We start from the raw sequence: 16,470 nt of genomic DNA on the forward strand, positions 1-16,470 counted from the left end.
GGGGAGATTACATGATGATGGACAATGCCGCCGAATACTTGGCTGTTCTGGAACAGCGCATTCCTCAACTCGATGAGGAGCTTCGTCCGCTGGCCGCTTATCTGATTGAGCTGGCCACAGGCTCATATGTCCGGGAGGATGAAGATGCCTATGTCAAGAGCCGGGAGCTGCTCCTGGCGATGGCCGGTGAGGGAGGCTACACCCCTGCTCTGTTCGAACCGCTGGTCCGTATCGTACGGGAGCTTCTGGGGGAAGAATGGGCACAATTTCTCGCTTACATCACAGAGCATGCTGCGGAGTATCCGCATGGGACCTCCTATGCCCGCAGGCCCTTCCGTCATTCGGATGCAAGCGTACATATGCTCAAGGTGTACAACAAGCTGCTGTCCCTGCTCAAGATGCATCAGGATGGCTTTGTATTAATCGAGTATCTGACTACGCCCCAGGAGGGACGTCATTATGTGCTGAGCCGAGCGCTCGGAGACCGGATTGCGTTCGAACTGGACCAGGGCAGCGTAGAAGTGAAGGAAGCTCTGAAGGAGATTATCTACGGGGAGAACCAGACGGCTCTGCTGACGCATGAGATGATCTCAGGTATCGTAATGAGCCATGATGAAGAAGCTTACCGGATGCTGGGCGAGCTGCTGATCGCAGCCCGTCTCCAGGAGGGGCTAAGGCAGAGCATCGTGGAGCGCATGGATGAGGGCACCCTGGCCGGCACGCTGTATATCCTCAAGCTGATCATCGATCATGACTTTATCCGCTACAGCTCAGTGGTTCGAGGTCTCGGCGTCTGGACCGGGATGGGATTGGAGGCGGCCAATCATCGGGTGGCCGGTCAACTGATTGAGCAGGCGTATCTGGTGCTGACGGATGAGACCATCAGGGAGACGTGGCTATCTAGCGACAATGCCAATCAGGTGTATCTGAGCCTATGGGCGACAGCCGTCCATGAAGAGCGCGATCTCTACGAACGGATCGACAAGGTGATGAAGCAAGGCGAGATTTACCAGAAAATTGTGGCCCAGTATGTGTTGGCGAACAGCGAGAACAAGGATATTCGATTCCGTACGGCCAGACTTTATCTGCACGAAACGGACCCGGAGCTGAGGTATTGGCTGCTGAACAACTATGCCTATGCCCTCGATTACACATGGAAGCATGACAGTAAGAACGGTCACCGGAGGCAAATATCTGTCTGGCGTCACCCGCTGCTGGAGGATAAATCCGCACGCAGGCATGATTTCGAGCAGCTCTTGCATATAGCCCGCAGCATGAGGGGGCAGGAGCAATCCCGTCCCTCCAAGGTCCTCGACTTCGCTCATGTTACTTATGACTCAGATCTGCCTGTTCGCAAGCTGCTCTACCTCACCGCATACGATATGGACACGGCATGGATTGCAGAACTTATCGCGTTGAAGGACCTGGTGAGCACCGACCTGCGGGGCGAACTGCTATCCTTCTTTATGCAGGATACGAACGACCGGGTACAGCGCGATTTCCTGTTCGCCAGCTTGTCGGACAAGAGTATGAAAAACCGCGAACTGGCCCTGGAGACATGCATGGAGCTGGATCTCACAGGCGAGGAGCTGCAGCAGCTGGAGGCATTGCTCAAGCTGAAGACGGGATCGCTGAGGCAAAGCGTGATCGGTCTGCTGCTGCTCCAGCCGGAGGAGAAGCTAGCGTGCTGTCTGGAGAGGCTGCTGCTCAGCAAGATCGAGCTGCAGCGGCTGGCAGCGCTGGAGGTCATCGCCGAGCTAAGCGAAGATGAGCAAAAGCAGGAGCAGTACGAGCGCATCCGTCCGCTTGTGTCGCACCTTCCTCAGCCAACTCGCAACGAGCAGCTGCTGATCGATAAGCTGAGCCGGACCGATGCCTATACGCAAGAGAATGGCTTCGGTCTGTACGATCCGGCGTCTACGGAGTCTTGGCTGCTGTCCCTGCCTGAATCTGGCGATTTCCAAGTGGCGGATATGTTCACACTGGAGCCTGAGGCGGCGTTGCAATTCCTGAAGGGCCTGGACGAGCTGATCCATGAGCACCGGGAGGTGGAATACGAAGCCGAGTATTATGCGGGCTACAAGGAAAAGCTGCTGATCGGAACAATGCTTCGTCGCCTTCGCCCCTGGGATGAGTCCGATCAAGGAAAGGAGCTCGCCGCACTTCCGTTAGCCGAAGTCTGGGAGGAATATTTGAATAAGAGCGGGTTCGGGCCGGAAGAGCTGCTCCAGCTTCAATTCTACAGCTCGCTGGAGTCGCTGGATCAGTCGCTGGGCCGGCTGTACCGCTATTTCAGTCATACGATGGAGTACCAAGCGCTGGACAAGCACCGGCTACTGGAGGGAGAACGAGGAGAGCTGGCTGGAAGGCTGTACCCGTTAGCTTGGATCAAGCAGGTGCAGGAGGCTGTAGAAAACTGTGAATACAGCCATCAGGTCCGGATACTGCTGCAATCCTTTTATGCAGACAGTCATAATCTGAATACCTTCAATAAGATTGACCAGATGCTGAATGCGATCATGCAGTCGGTCACGGAAGCGGAGTGGGCGGAGCACTCGGGCCTTATTCATCTCCTGACACAGCCGTGGCGAGGCCTGGAGCGCAGGGGGAAGAAGGATGACGCCTCCTTCCGGACCATGTTCCATACTCTATATACCTTCCAGCGCCTGGAGAAGCTGCCTAACAGCTACTCCGAGCTGGATCTGGACGACTATCTCCGGGCTTTCCAGTCTGGCCTCATCGGCGAGGGGGAGCTGTACAAGGTATTGCTGAGCGGCAAGGACTGCCGGAACTTCCTGCAAAGTCTGACCTCTTCCAGATATGCATGGATCGAGGAGCATCCGCAGCTGCTGGCGCTGCGCAGTACGATCATAGACCGGCTGCTGCAGATCGAGCTGGGACGCGGGGAGCTGCCTACGGAAGCGACTCCGCTGGCGATGAGGCTGCAGAAGACAGAAGGCATAGCCTATTGGACAAGCTTGCTGTCCGGCTTGGACAAGGACCCCTTCGTCCGGGGCTACGTGTACAGCTATAACGACAGCTTTACGAAGAAGGAGACGTTCAGTCATCTGCTGAAGATATGCCATCCGAAGGCGGGTGAGGATGCGGATCTGCTGCGCACGCTGCTGCAGGGCAAGGGAATTTCCGAGAAGCGGCTGCTGGAGGCGGCGATGTATGCTCCCCAATGGATCGAGATCGTAGCGGAGTATTTGGACTGGCCGGGGCTTCGCAAGGCCGCCTGGTATTTTCACGCGCACATCAATGAGAGCTTCTCGGCGGAGAAGGAAACGACGGTCGCTCACTATTCTCCGATTACTCCGCAGGAGTTTAACGACGGAGCCTTCGATATCGCCTGGTTTGAGCAGGCGTACCAGGAGCTGGGCGCAGAGCGATTCGAGGTGCTGTACCAAGCCGCCAAGTATATCTCGGCCGGAGGCAATCACCGCCGTTCGCAGCTCTTCGCCGATGCGGTACTGGGACGTCTGAACAAGGATGAGCTGGTGCTGTCGGTGAATGAGAAGCGCAACAAGGATCATCTGCTCAGCTACAGCCTTCTGCCTCTCGATGAAGACCGAGATAGAGATATCCGGGAACGGTATGAGCTGATTCAGCGATTCCTCAAGCAGAGTAAGACCTTCGGAGCCCAGCGCCAGGCCAGCGAGGGTCAGGCGGCGGAGATCGCGCTCGGCAATCTCGCGAGGAATGCGGGGTATGCCGATGTCATCCGGCTCAAGTGGGATATGGAGGGACGCAAGCTGGACGACCTCCTGTCTTACTTCCAGCCTTATGCGCTGGATGAGGAGACGAGTGTTCAACTCGTCATCGATGAACAAGGGCAAAGCGATATCGAGCTGACGTCCAAGGGCAAGCTGCTGAAGTCGGTCCCGGCCCGCTATAAGAAGCATGAGCATCTGATCGCGCTGAAGGCGGCCAAGTCGGAGCTGACCGACCAGTACCGGCGGGCCCGCGAGGAGCTGGAGAAGTCCATGGTCGCTGGCAGTGCGTTCACCAAGCGCGAGCTGACAGGTCTGTTCCATAATCCGGTGATCCGGCCCTTAGTGAAGGCCTTGGTCTGGACCCATAGCGGCAGTCTGGGCTACTTCGACCCCGAGACGGGACGGCTTGTAGAACCTTCAGGCGAGACGACTCCGCTGGTTAACGAGGCTGACCTGCTGATCGCGCATCCGCTGCATCTGTACCGGAGTGGGCGCTGGAGCGAGTACCAGAAGGACTTGTATGACCGGCAGCTCCGGCAGCCGTTCAAGCAAATATTCCGCGAGCTGTATCTGCCGAATACCGATGAGCTGGACAACGGGACGGTATCTCGCCGTTATGCGGGGCATCAGGTTCAACCGAAGAAGACGGTAGCGCTGCTGAAGGGGCGGAAGTGGACGGTCAGCTATGAAGAAGGACTTCAGAAGGTGTACCATGCAGAGAATGTTATCGCGAGTTTGTATGCGATGGCGGACTGGTTCTCTCCAGCTGATACGGAAGCCCCAACGCTGGAGACGGTTCAGTTCATGGACCGTACCACATATAAGAGCATTCCGTTCCGGGATGTGCCCGAGCTAGTGTTCTCCGAGGTGATGCGGGATATCGATCTCGTCGTTAGCGTGGCGCATGTCGGAGGCGTCGATCCCGAGGCGAGTCTGTCGACTGTCGAGATGCGCCGGGTCATCGTGGCGGAGTCGGTACGTCTGCTGAAGCTGGATCAGGTACGGGTGGAGGGCCATTATGCGCTGATCCGGGGCAAGCTGGGCGAATACAGCGTGCATCTGGGCAGCGGCCAAGTATACAAGCAAGCCCAGGGCGCGCTGCATATCATCCCGGTCCATGCCCAGCATAGGGGGCGTCTGTTCCTGCCATTCATGGACGAAGACCCGAGAACGGCCGAGATTGTGTCCAAGATTGCGCTGCTGGCAGAGGATACGAAGATCAAGGACCCGAGCATTCTGATGCAGCTCCAGTAGAAAGCCAGCAACATTCAACCTGCCGTGACGGCACAAGATTCAAAATACTGTCAGGTGGTAAGTAGATGAGGATGCCGTCAGGCATCAAGCAATAGGATCAGGGGGAAGTAAAGTTGAAGAAGTGGAACAACGTACTGATTGCAAGTGCACTCGCCGTAAGCCTTGCGGCTTGCGGGAGCAAGGTAGATCCAGGAGCGGCAACGAATGGGGCATCAGCCCCGCCAGCTTCAAGTCCGACCTCCACAGCCCAGGCACCGGCAGCCTCTAGCGCGCCTACGGTTGGAGAGCTTATTAACAAGACCATGGAAGCAAGCCAAAGTCTGAAGAGCTACTCGATGGACAGTCAGATCGAGCAGAAGATGACGATGACGCAAAATGATCAGAAGCAGGAGCAAGCCATCAAGATGGCGATTAAGACCGATATGATCAACGAGCCCTTGGCGATGGTTCAAGAGATCAGCATGAACATGCCGGGCTTGCCGTCTTCTCAGCAGATTAAGCAATATATTACCCAGGACGGCATCTTCATGCAGACGCAGGGCAAGTGGATGAAGCTGCCGGCAGAGATGAAGGATCAACTGCTCCAAGCCGTTCAGAATCAGGCCAGCCCGCAGAAGCAGCTGGAGCAGTTCAATACCATCGTCAAGGATACGAAGGTCACGGAAGAAGGAGGCCATTATGTGCTGGACGCGACCGTGTCCGGAGACCATGTAAAGGATCTGGTCAAGGGCTTCATGTCCGGTACCGGGCCTGGAGGGGCAAATCCTCAGATAGAAGCTCTTATGCAGCAGATGAAGATTCAGAGCATGAAGATTAAGTATGTCATTAAGAAAGACGGCTATATTCCTGTCAGCATGAACGTAGCTATGTTGATGGATATGGAGCAGCAGGGACAGAAGATGTCCATGGACATGAAGATGGATAGCACGTTCTCGAATTATAACGCAGTGAAGGAAATCAAGGTGCCCCAAGAAGCACTGAATAGCGCAACTGGCACATGATAACTTGAGCATAGAACCTCCCGTAAGACAAGGCCGCTCCTGGATCAGGGGCGGTCTGTTTAGCATCCGAAGTCAGGGAAAGTGGTTCGACAAAAGCTCTTGCGGGTGTTAAGATGACAGTAACAGGCGCATAACCTGACAGGCTAGGCGGGATTACAGAGGTTAACGAACGGCTCGTGTTCGAAATCCGGCATTTCTGACAGACGGCTGTTGGAGATGTCTTTTTTTGCGGGTCACTTACATATGCCAAGAGAGGGAGAAATCCATCATGTCGATCGTTCAAGCGTTGAGAAGCCGCAGAGCGGTAAGAAATTATGAGCAGAGAGAAGTAGAGGCGGAGAAAATTAACGCTTTGCTGGAGGCCGCTGTCTTGGCTCCCAACGACCGATTGAGGGAACCGTGGCACTTTTACGTCATCCAGGGAGAGGCCAAGCAGCGCTATGAGCAGCTTGCGCGCGAATTCCTGGAGGAGCGCTTTCCGACCAAGCCTCACTTGGTGAAGGATTCGATCGCGGTGCTGGAGGCGACTCCGCTGGTGATCGTAGCTACTGCCGATATCATCCCGGGGGATGAAGCGTCATCGGAGGACAATGAGTATGCCGTCGCCTGCGCCATTCACTCCATGTGGCTGGCCGCCGAGGAGTTGGGTCTAGGCCTGGTGTGGCGGACCCGGGGCATCGGCCTGGTTCGCGATGAGCGGTTGCACCAGTTCCTGGGCTCCCCCGAACATCGCAAGATCGTAGGGACGGTCTTTGTGGGGTATCCGTCCGGGGATACGCCGGAGACGAAGCGCTCCGCAGTGGCTGATAAGACCACCTGGCTGTAAAGAGCGCCTCTCTGACGGAATGGGCAGCAAGAAACCGGCGCCGGAACACGTCCTGCGGCCGGTTTTTTCTTTATTCCGGAGGCCTTGTGGCTTCTCCTGCCAGCATTCCTAGTATGAGAATGTTCAAGATTACGGATATTGGAGCGAAACGATGAATAACGGAAACAGCATATTTGAGGTCCTGTTGTCACTGGCGGATGCCGTGATTATTACGGATCAGGATCATCGAATCTTAGCCGTCAATGCGACCTACGAGCGTATTACGGGCTACGCGCATGCCGATATCCTGGGGAAAAAGGCAGGTATTCTGCGGACCCCGCACACGCCGCCGGACACCTACGTCTCCATGAAGCAGTCCATTCACAACGGTCTCCCTTGGTCGGGGGTGTTTACAAACAGCAAGCGAAGCGGCGAGCTGTGGCATTCCTCCATCACGATTACGCCTTATGTGATTGAGGGAGAACGCTTCTTCGCGGGGGTATTTCGAGAGCTGGAGAGGCTGGAGAGCGGGCACTATCTCGACGAGGGCCGATTGGGGCGGATTCAGGGCTCGCTGCTGAAGGTGCTGGCGATTTCCTGCGAAATTCGCGATCCCGGCATCGAAACGCATCTTTCCAACGTGCAGAGGCTAACCGAGCGGCTGCTTGTTCGTCATAACGAACGAAGCGGACTCATCCTTTCGTCCGAAAAGATCACGCACATCGTCAATTCGAGCATTTTGCACGACATCGGCAAGTCCGCGATTCCGGAAGGAATTTTGTACAAACCGGGCCCGCTGGCCGATTATGAGCGCAAGATTATTGAGATGCACACCTTGATCGGCGTAGATATTGTGGATAAAATTTTCCGCGAGCTGGATGACGAGCTGTTCGAGAGCGAGCTGTCTACCGCCAAGCATATTATTCTACATCATCATGAGAAATGGGACGGAACCGGCTATCCCCATCGGTTAAAAGGGGAGCAGATCCCACTTGAGGCGCGGCTTGTCAGCGTGGTTGATGTCTTCGATGCGCTGGTGTCCAAGCGTCCTTACAAGGAGAAATGGACCGTAGCCCAAGCGATCGACTTTCTAGTCGATCAGAGGGGCAAGCAATTCGATGCCGAGCTTGTGGATTCGCTCGTATCCCTGGATAGGGACGGGCTGCTTGCAACCGCGCAAGCCTCGTGTTGACTTACATAACCGATGGAAGGGGAGCCAACTAGGGCTCCCCTTCCGTCTATACGGATCAGCTAAAACGGGAAAAATACGGGCAGTAAGGCCACCATCGCCACCCCAATGCCTAGCTGCAGCGGCAGGCCTACCTTGACATAATCCATAAAGCTGTAACGTCCAGCCGACATGACCAGCGCATTGGGCGGCGTCGAGAAGGGGACAGCGAAGCACATGCTGGCGGCTATTGCCACCGCGAACAGGTAGGGAAGCGGGCTCACTCCAAGATGCACGGCGGCCGACAGCGCAATAGGGGCAAATAGTACGGCGCAGGCCGTATTGCTGATGAACAAGGTTAGCAGTGACGTTGCAAAATAAATGCCAGCCAGCAGCACCAGCGGGCCGAATCCGCCGAGCGTCGCGACTAGCTGCTCGGACAGCAGTGCCGCAGCGCCGGTCTTCTCGATGGCAGCCGACATCGGAATCATGCCGCCGATCAGCACGATGCTTTCCCAGTTGATCGTCTTGTAGGCTTCCTCCATGCTGCGCAGACAGCCGGTGACGACCATGAGCACGGCGGCGATCATGACCGATACGACAGCGGGGAACAGCTCGAGGATCATCATCGCGACCATCAGCAGCATGATGCCGGCCGCTATCGGAGCCTTATGATTCATCGGCACGGATGCCGCCGTATCCAGCGGTTGTCCGACGACCACGACGTCGTAGGTTTCCTGTGCCAGACGGGCGATGTTCGGCCAGGTTCCCTGGATCAGCAGCGCGTCTCCGAAGCGGATGCGTTCTTCCTTCAGTTGATGCAGCAGGTATTCACCCTTGCGCTGGATGCCGAGAATATTGATCCCATACCGCTCGCGGAAGCCGGTATGCTTGACCAGCAGGTTGATCAGGCGTGAATTGGGAGGGAGGAGTACCTCTGCGATGCCAATCTGATGCGAGGCGAAATGCTCGGTTTGCAGCTCGGAGGATCGCTCGGCAGCTTGATGATCCAATATCGACAGGTCTTGGGACTCGGCCAAACGCTCCACGTGCTCGAAGTCTCCGTATACATATAATATGTCCTCCGCTTGGACGACCGTACCGGGACCTGCGATCTCCTGCTGCAGGGTCTTGAAGAACGGATTTTTGGCGGAGCTTCGGCGCCGGATTTCAAGGATATGGACGTGATGGAGCTTAGGCATATCCAGCTCCTTGAGTGTCTTGCCCGTCAGCAGGGAGGCTGGGCCGACCTGTACGCGAAATAAATGCTGGCCGAGCTGATATTGGCTGGCCAACTCGTTCAGCGAGCGGCTCCGGCGCTTTGTCCGGCCGGAGGCATCGGCTTCCTTGGGCAGCAGGAACCGGCTTAGCAGCACAGTGAGTACCGTGCCGATCGTCAGGCAGACGAGCCCGATCGGGGTGAACGAGAAGAAGGACAGCTCGGGATAGCCCGCTGCGCCGAGCGTCTCGCTGATCACCAGATTGGGCGGTGTGCCGATCAGCGTCAACGTCCCGCCGAGACTGCTGGCGAAAGCCAGCGGCATCAGTAGTCTTCCCGGACTGATCCCGGCCCCGGCGGCAAGGCTGACCACGATGGGCAGCATCACGGCCACGGTGCCGGTATTGCTGACGAAGGCTCCGATGGCGGAGGTAGCCAGCATCACGGTGATCAGCAGGCGGGTCTCATGGGTACCCGCCAGCTTGAGCATCCGGCGGCTCGCCATCTTGGCCAGCCCGGTGTGGAAGATTCCTCCGCCTACGACAAACAGACCTATCATCATGAGGACGACAGGACTCGCGAAGCCGGACAGCGCTTCACTCGGGCTAAGTATGCCGAATACGACAAGCAGGATCAGCGCGCAGATCGCGACCAGGTCGGAGCGAACCTTGCCGCTCATGAACAGAATAGCCGCTGTGGCCAGCAGGGTGAGGGTGATGATCATAGGCATCGTCATGGGCGAGCTCCTCTCTGTAGAGTTCTTTCCTCCATAGTAGCACAGAGGAATGAAGGAGAGAGTGAACAAAGTGCGACGATTGAGGGAGGCGGTCTTCATTCGGCCGTAGCTGGAAAAGCACGGTTTGACAACTGCTTCCAGGGGTGCTAATCTAAGCTCAAGCGAAGGCATTCCGTAAGGCACGGAATGCCTTTTGCTCTGCAATGATTCATGAGATCACACAAGCAGATACCCCTAAGACAAGGAGATGCAGCCCATGATTCAAGTTAAGGAATTTGTAGATACGGACAACTCGTATGCTGAGAATAAAGCCAATGAGTTTCTGTCCGGATTGAAAGACGATCAGGTCATCAATGTGTGTTACGGCTCGGTCGTGAAGCCGACGGCTTCCGGCACGGCGCATCAGCGCAGCACTATTTTGGTCGTGTACAAGACGTCAGGTCCGCACGAGCCCTAGTCCTTAGAATGGATCCAATTAGAGTCGCCAAGAGAGGTCAGCCCCGTTCAGGGAACGCTGGCCTCTTTGCTATGAATCCGCTTGCATCCCAAGGGTTCCGTGGTAAGATGGCCTGGTGTTTGATACGATGGAGGAAAGAAGGAGGCTCATAAACCTATGGACGTTTCCGAACTGCGGCAGATCGTTGCCCAAAGCTCCAATATCGTCTTCTTCGGAGGAGCAGGCGTCTCCACCGAAAGCCATATTCCGGACTTCCGCTCAGAGACGGGGCTGTTCCGTCCAGGCGGACACACGACTGGCTATCCGCCTGAGCGTGTGCTAAGCGGAAGCTTCTTCCGCACGCATCCCGAGGGCTTCTTTGAATTTTACCGGTCGAAGATGCTGTACCCGGACGCTAGACCTGGAAAAGCCCATCTCGCTTTGGCCGAGCTGGAGCGTCAAGGGCGGCTGCAGGCTGTCATCACGCAAAATATTGACGGGCTGCACCAGCAAGCGGGCAGCCGACATGTGCTGGAACTGCACGGCTCCGTTCACCGCAACTTTTGCCTGGATTGCGGGACCTTCTGTGACTTATCCGCTGTCATCGAGAGTGAGTCGATCATCCCGCGCTGCCGCCAGTGCGGCGGGGTTATCAAGCCGGACGTCGTGCTGTACGAGGAGAGTCTGGATCTGGAGCTGCTGTACCGGGCAAGGGATTTTGTGCGCAGCGCCGACATGCTGATCGTCGGAGGCACCTCGCTGACGGTGAATCCCGCCGCAGGCCTCGTCGCCGAGTACCGGGGGGACAAGCTGATCCTGATCAACCGGACCCCGACGCCTTTCGACAGCCGGGCCCAGTATCTGATCCGAGACAGCATCGGACAGGTGCTGGAGGCGTTGGTGGCGAACAAGGACGCTAAGGACGGCGAGGCATAGTCCTAAGTTCTAGGTCATGTTCCTGCGTTTGGACAACATTGGACGATGAGTCTCTTCCCGAATAGCTCCGCTTCGCCATACTTTCACCCTGTTCGGATGACTCCGTATGAGCGATAGTTAGCATATACCGACGAGCCGAAGCTGAAATCACGATTTACAAAATGTGGGCATTTGGGTTATGATGGATTCCAGTACACGATGAAAAAAGGAGGTTCGATGACTATGTTCGCAGCGAAACGAGAGACAAATCTATCTATGGATTGGATGAATAGCAATCTGAATGATTTGTTTCATCCTGCGTTTATTCGTACTCATCGACCTAACCGGTTTTCTGTTTACAGGCTTCAGACCAGCTTGCCCTGCTTATCGGGGAACTGAATCTGTTCGTTTGAGAAATGGCAATCACCCGGCTACGGACCTATGAGTCCGTAGCCTTTTTTTATGCCGAAGGAGGGTTCATATGGCTATCGTTCAACTGCAATCGACCAACCCGCAGCTCTCGTTTATCATCAAGAAAAATCCGGGCTCCGGGATGCTGCTTCGCTCCATCCGCAAAGGCACAGCCTACGGCTGGTACACGGATGACACGACGTTTAACGTTTATTTCAAGGATGCCGACAATGAGATTTCTTACAAGCAGCATGAGCAAGAGGAATTTGAATACCTGAATGTATCCCGGTACAATACGCCGCTCTTTCCCCTTCATGCGATCAATGAGTTTTTCTCGACGCCGCTGAAGGCGCAGGATGCCCGCGATACGGACGGCTACCGGCATACCTTCTTCATCAACATGATTCATGTGGAGAGGGTCCGGTATGTGGAGCTGTTCAACCAGCATCTGAAGGACTTTACGTTCGAGCTGGAGCATCGTGCCCACAAAAGCTACTCGCTGACCATATCTACCGAGCGCAGCCTGTATCAACTGCTTCATGTCACCTCCGTTCTGTGTTTGTTTCTGGCCATGTTTGGTCCAGAGGAGCTTGATGTAGCGGATAGCCTGCTGGATAAATACATCAAGAGCATTCAGATTATCGACGCGCCGTTCTATATTCGCAGCCTGTTTGTCCGGCACTTTCTATCCTCAAGGGATCGCTTCCGAGCCTACAAGGGTGCGTTGGAGCGTACCGACCGGTACGAGATTCAATTTGAATTCGGGGGAACGGGAATGCAGCGGAGAAATTACATCGGGAGCATCCTGCCGTTCAATAAGTCTATTCTGGATGTGGGCTGCGGTGAAGGCTTCTATGCCCTTCCCTTCGCCGGCAAGCTGGAGGACAGCTATTACGCGGTCGATATCAACGAGGAACTGCTAGAGTCGGTACAGCGGAAGGCACAGGCCAAGGACATCGACAACATCGCGATCTTTGCTTCACTAGACCGTTTCCTGGAACAGTACAACGGAGAGCAAGTCGATGTCATTCTGACCGAAGTGATCGAGCATATGAGTCTGGAGGAAGCGCGTGAGCTAATCCGCCAGATCTGCACCCAGGTTCACTTCGAGCACTTTATCATTACGACGCCGAATGCTGACTTTAACCGCTATTACGAGCTGGAAGGCTTCCGGCATGATGATCACAAGTGGGAGCTGGGCGAGGGAGCGTTCCAGCAGTGGCTGACGGAGTCGGTGCTGGAGAACGGACTGGATTATGAATTTGTAGCGGTCGGCGAGGGTGTCAACCATATTCGTACGACACAAGGAGTTATTTTGAGGAGAAAGGGGGCATAAGTCTATGCAGATTCAAACAAAGGTGCATACGATTTTCATGCTGATCGGCTCGACGGAATGCGGCAAGACGACCTTTGCCCGAGAGGTGCTGATTCCTCAGCTGAGATTTGAGGCTGCAGGTACGTCTTTGAAGGCCAACGTGCAGGTCCTCTCGTCGGACAGCATCCGTCAGGAGGTACTGGGCTTCGACTACGACAAGTACGACCAAGTGATGCTGGAATCGAGCGAGCAGGCGTTTCATCTGCTGTTCGAGCGCTTGAAGATGGCGACGAGCTTCCCAGTGAATGCGGAGTTCGTCGTCGTCGATACAACAGGTTTATCCGAGGACTTCCGGGCGAAGGTTCGGGAGATTGCTAAGGCCAATCACTATAACCTGGAAGTGATCCTGTTCGATTACAAGAAGCGGGAAGACTATTACGCCTCCGAACGCTCCAAGCGTCTGATCACGAACCATATCAACCGATTGCGTAAGGAAGTGCTTGGCTCGCTGGCTCGTGAAGGCTACGAGGCCGTGCATCGGGTCCGGGCCAAGGATTTTTACGATCCCGAGGGAGGCATGGCCAATCCGGCTTATCAGGTCCAGATTAAGGATCTCGAGGCGTATCTGTCGACGATTCTGCCGCAGCATCAGCGCTACATCGTTATCGGCGACGTTCATGAATGCATCGAGGCCTTGCAGGGCCTGCTGCTGAGCTATGGCTACAAGCTGCAGGAAGGGCGGCTCGTGGCGGGAGAGAAGGTTCGTGATACGAAGCTGATATTGGCTGGGGACTGGATCGATAAAGGGAAGAATACTCGGGCGATTGTTGAGTTTCTATATGATAACCGGGAGCATTTCCTGTTCGTGCTCGGCAACCATGAGAACTTTGTGTACAAATATTTGCAAGGGGAGATTGCCGGGGCAGACCGGCAGTTGCTAGAATCATACTTCGACTCCACCCAGGTCCTTGCTCAAGATGCCGAGCTGCTGAATAAGTTCAATGAACTGGTTTCGTCGGCTAAGCCCTTCTACCGATATATCGGGCAGCAAAGCCCTTCGTTCTACGTCACACACGCTCCATGCCGGAATACATATATCGGCAAGCTGGATGTTCAGTCAGTCCGCCAGCAGCGGAGCTTCCGCTTGGATCGGGACGGCTCAATCGAGGAGCAGCTGGCCTTCCTGCAGGAGGAAGCGGTCAAGAATCACCCGTTCCACCTGTTCGGGCATATTGCAGCCAAACAAGCCTTCCGCTTGAAAAACAAGCTTCATCTGGATACCGGCTGCGTGTACGGCAACCAGCTGACTTCAGTGGTGATCGGGTACAAGCCGATGTTTAAGTCCTTCCGTTCAGGGCAGAGCGTGGTCACCGAAGATTTGCCGATCTTGTTCCAGATAGAACGCAAGATCAGCATCGCCGATCTCGACGAGGAGGCTGTGCGCCGTCTGAGATATATCTCGCGCAACCAGGTGAACTTTATCTCCGGTACGATGTCCCCGGCAGACAAGGACGAAGCGGCAGGCGATCTGGAGTCTTTGCGCCAGGGATTGGTTTATTTCGCCGAGCATGGCGTAGAGCAGGTGGTGCTGCAGCCCAAGTACATGGGCTCCCGCTGCAATATTTACCTGCATCGGGACTTGGAGCAGTGCTACGCGGTGAGCCGAAACGGTTATCGACTCAAACAGCCGGACCTCACCGAGGTGTATGAAGCGCTGCTTGGCAAGTTCGGCTCTTACATGGAGGCGCAGGGGATTCATCTTCTGCTGCTGGACGGGGAACTGCTGCCTTGGAAAGCGCTAGGGGACGGCTTGATCGAACGACAGTTCAAACCGATTGGACAGGCGCTGGAGAGCGAGTTCGCTTTTCTGCAGCAGCATGGATTCGAGCAGGCCTGGAGCAAGCTGGTCGAGGATTATGACGCCAGCGGCTTCGAAAAGGATCAGCATCATATGCCCAAAGGAGCGCTTAGCGACAAATATGGCGCCGGTATGTATCAGAACTATAAGTATGTGCATGAGCTGAGGGCTACCTATGCACCTGTTCAGGAGCATGTACAGGCTTATGAAACGTATAAGCGTCAGCTGGACATTTATGCCGGTGACGGAGAGTTGGAGTTTAAGCCATTCGCTGTACTGAAGATGATGTTGGTCAGCGGAGAGGAGCAGATACCCAACTGGACGACCTCCGAGATGTACCGCTTTCTGTCGAAGGATGACTGCCTGCTGCTCGACCTGTCCGCTGAGGATGCTTACGAGCGGGCTGCGCAATTTTTCGCAAGGCTGACGGTTGAGAATCAGATGGAGGGCGTCGTGATCAAGCCGGAGCGGATATCCGGCAGCAACGTCCCTTATATGAAGGTACGCAATCCTGAATACCTCTCCATCATTTATGGCTACGACTACCGTCTCCCGCATAAATACAGGAAGCTGCTGAAGCAGAAAAATATCCGCCCCAAGCTGCGCACCTCCATGAATGAGTATCGGCTGGGCAACCGGATGCTGGCGGTAAAGCTCAGCGACATCTCTCCGGAGCATGACGCTTACCGCGAAGCGGCTGTCGGCCTGCTGTTCGAGGTAGCCAAGGAGCGGGAGATCGACCCTAGGCTGTAGGAGGGGCTACTTCCGCCCCTCCGGCATGGCCCCCGGAGCGTCCGGCGTCGCATAGGACACGACAACCTGAGCGGTCGGACACAGCTCGCGAACGAGGGACTTGAGCCGCTGGATATGCCGGCTTGGGACGACCAGGAAGAGCTGCGGATCAGAAGGAGTATCACCGGAGACCTGGTGCTGCTTCAGAAATTCAATCTCCGATCCGAATGCCGCGCGAAGCTGCTCCACGAGCCGTTCCCGTGGACCTTCGCAGGATATCCAGATCAGCTTTTTATTGCGGAACTCCAGCGTGAACTGAATCGCCTTGAAGGCGGCGAAGTAAGCGATGACCGAGTGAATGGCCTGATCCCAGCCGAATAAAAAGCCGCCGCAGGCCAGGATCAGCAGGTTGAGAATCATGACAAGCTCGCCGATGGACAGCCGAAGCCTCCGGTTCAGATAGACGGCCACGATATTCAGTCCATCCGGGTACCACCCGTAGCGGATGATCAGTCCGAGCCCGACGCCGAGCGTCAGTCCGCCGCATAACGCTGCGGGAAGGGGATTTTCGAGTAGTGGGGGGAACGGATGCATGAAGATGGCGAGCGCTGTGATGACGATCAGGGAGATGAGGGCCGAGAGCATTTGTACCGGCTTCCTTTTATTGAAAAGCACGAATGGCAGATTGATGAACAATAGGAAGAGTCCCATCTTCATCTCGGTGACATGGGACAGCAGAATAGCGATTCCCTTAACGCCGCCGGGGATGATCTTATGGGGGGTCAGGAACATCTCCAGACCGATAGAAACGAGCAGCACACCGATGAGAATGGCGCCGACGGGCAGCCATTGCAGCTTAGAACCGGGACGATGGTTCATAGAACGGGTTCCTCCTTTCCTTTCT

Annotated in this window: 10 protein-coding genes; 8 read left to right on the forward strand and 2 right to left on the reverse strand. The window is 55.6% G+C overall.

Annotated elements, in window-relative coordinates:
- The first annotated feature begins 11 nt into the window (after positions 1 to 11).
- From WMW72_RS20770 to WMW72_RS20785, 4 genes are all read left to right on the forward strand, one after another.
- A complete protein-coding gene (locus WMW72_RS20770; protein WP_341417471.1) occupies positions 12 to 4,970 on the forward strand; it encodes a DUF4132 domain-containing protein in 4,959 nt (1,652 codons plus the stop codon).
- A gap of 113 nt (positions 4,971 to 5,083) precedes the next feature.
- The gene (locus WMW72_RS20775; RefSeq protein ID WP_341417472.1) at positions 5,084 to 5,971 is read left to right on the forward strand and encodes a DUF6612 family protein; all 888 of its coding nucleotides are present in this window, start codon (positions 5,084 to 5,086) and stop codon (positions 5,969 to 5,971) included.
- Positions 5,972 to 6,239: 268 nt separating this feature from the next.
- A complete protein-coding gene (locus tag WMW72_RS20780) occupies positions 6,240 to 6,797 on the forward strand; it encodes a nitroreductase family protein (RefSeq protein ID WP_341417474.1) in 558 nt (185 codons plus the stop codon).
- 151 nt (positions 6,798 to 6,948) lie between these two features.
- The gene (locus WMW72_RS20785) at positions 6,949 to 7,968 is read left to right on the forward strand and encodes an HD domain-containing phosphohydrolase (RefSeq protein ID WP_341417475.1); all 1,020 of its coding nucleotides are present in this window, start codon (positions 6,949 to 6,951) and stop codon (positions 7,966 to 7,968) included.
- Positions 7,969 to 8,027: 59 nt separating this feature from the next.
- Here WMW72_RS20785 and WMW72_RS20790 read toward each other — a convergent pair whose 3' ends face one another.
- Positions 8,028 to 9,899: an SLC13 family permease gene (locus WMW72_RS20790; protein ID WP_341417476.1), complete on the reverse strand. Its 1,872-nt coding sequence runs from the start codon at positions 9,897 to 9,899 to the stop codon at positions 8,028 to 8,030.
- A 256-nt stretch (positions 9,900 to 10,155) separates the two neighbouring features.
- Here WMW72_RS20790 and WMW72_RS20795 point away from each other — a divergent pair, with 256 nt between their 5' ends.
- The 4 genes from WMW72_RS20795 (at position 10,156) to WMW72_RS20810 (ending at position 15,587) form a co-directional block, all read left to right on the forward strand.
- Entirely contained in the window at positions 10,156 to 10,356 is a 201-nt protein-coding gene (locus WMW72_RS20795; protein WP_341417477.1) for a sporulation protein Cse60, read from the forward strand.
- A gap of 156 nt (positions 10,357 to 10,512) precedes the next feature.
- Entirely contained in the window at positions 10,513 to 11,271 is a 759-nt protein-coding gene (locus WMW72_RS20800; protein ID WP_341417478.1) for an NAD-dependent protein deacylase, read from the forward strand.
- A 460-nt stretch (positions 11,272 to 11,731) separates the two neighbouring features.
- On the forward strand, positions 11,732 to 12,997 hold the full coding sequence (locus WMW72_RS20805; protein WP_341417479.1) for a class I SAM-dependent methyltransferase: 1,266 nt from the start codon (positions 11,732 to 11,734) through the stop codon (positions 12,995 to 12,997).
- Positions 12,998 to 13,001: 4 nt separating this feature from the next.
- On the forward strand, positions 13,002 to 15,587 hold the full coding sequence (locus tag WMW72_RS20810; RefSeq protein ID WP_341417480.1) for a metallophosphoesterase: 2,586 nt from the start codon (positions 13,002 to 13,004) through the stop codon (positions 15,585 to 15,587).
- A 6-nt stretch (positions 15,588 to 15,593) separates the two neighbouring features.
- Here the strand turns inward: WMW72_RS20810 and WMW72_RS20815 are convergent, their stop codons facing one another.
- Positions 15,594 to 16,445, reverse strand: coding sequence for a YitT family protein (locus WMW72_RS20815; protein WP_341417481.1), 852 nt, complete (start codon positions 16,443 to 16,445; stop codon positions 15,594 to 15,596).
- Positions 16,446 to 16,470 lie beyond the last annotated feature (25 nt).

Source organism: Paenibacillus filicis, assembly GCF_038070315.1.
In the GTDB taxonomy this organism is placed as follows: domain Bacteria; phylum Bacillota; class Bacilli; order Paenibacillales; family NBRC-103111; genus Paenibacillus_G; species Paenibacillus_G filicis.